Here is a 1,079-nt window from a genome sequence, read left to right on the forward strand (position 1 = left end):
AATTTCTCCCAGTTCGATGCGGAATCCCCGAATTTTCACCTGGTTATCGATGCGTCCTAGAAACTCAATGTTACCATCACTTAAATATCGCCCTAAGTCCCCTGTTTTGTAGAGTCGTTCTGATTTGTTGTCGGAAAACGGATTGGGGATGAATTTTTCTTGGGTTAGTTCTGGACGGTTCAGGTAACCTCTGGCAACACCAGCACCTCCGATGTATAATTCTCCTGGTACCCCTATGGGTACTGGTTGTAACTGCTTATCTAAAATATATATCTGGGTGTTGGCGATCGCTCGACCAATTGTTGGTGTTTGGCTTTGGCGTTTGTTTATCACTTCCCAAGTTGAATATGTAGTGTCTTCTGATGGACCGTACAAATTCAAGACTTGTTGAACTGTTGGAATTTCATATATCTGCTGCACTAATTTCAGTGGTAGTGGTTCTCCTGCTAGATTAACTGTTCGCACTGAGGATGGTACGGCTTTGAGTCTGACTAACTCTGCCATGGCACTGGGAACCGTGTTAATCAACGTCACCTGATGTGCATATTCCAACTTGGGCAATGAGAGTGCATTCTCACACAAGATGATTTTGCCTCCCCAGGAGAGTGGCACAAACAATTCAAACACCGACAAGTCGAAGCAAATCGAGGTGGCTGCTAGTACTCCTGCTAAATCCTGCTGACTAAATACTTGTGTTGCCCAACTGATCAATGCCACACTGTTTCGATGAGCGATCGCCACTCCCTTGGGTTGACCTGTGGAGCCGGAAGTGTAAATCATATAGGCTAAGTTCAGGGGATGAACTTTGGTCTCAAGGTTGTCTGGACAAAATTGCGCTAGTGAGAGTCTATCTAGATCAACCACAGTCCCAGTATAGGAAGGAAGCTTGGTTTGAAACTGCTGCTGTGTGAGTAATACCTTGACTTGGGCATCTTCTAGGGTGAAAAAGAGGCGTTGAGTGGGATAATTGGGGTCAAGAGGGACATAAGCACCACCAGCCTTAAGAATCCCCAAAAGTCCCACCACCATCTCCACAGAACGTTCTACACAAATACCCACCAGCACCTCAGGTTTGACTC

At 45.8% G+C, this 1,079-nt stretch carries 1 protein-coding gene; it reads right to left on the reverse strand.

Translation table 11 applies throughout. From position 1 onward, the window contains the following. The coding region (locus OGM63_RS06480) for an amino acid adenylation domain-containing protein (protein ID WP_263744680.1) at window positions 1–1,079 on the reverse strand (1,079 nt) is incomplete at both ends.

The organism is Plectonema radiosum NIES-515 (assembly GCF_025753815.1).
Lineage (GTDB): Bacteria > Cyanobacteriota > Cyanobacteriia > Cyanobacteriales > Nostocaceae > Hassallia > Hassallia radiosum_A.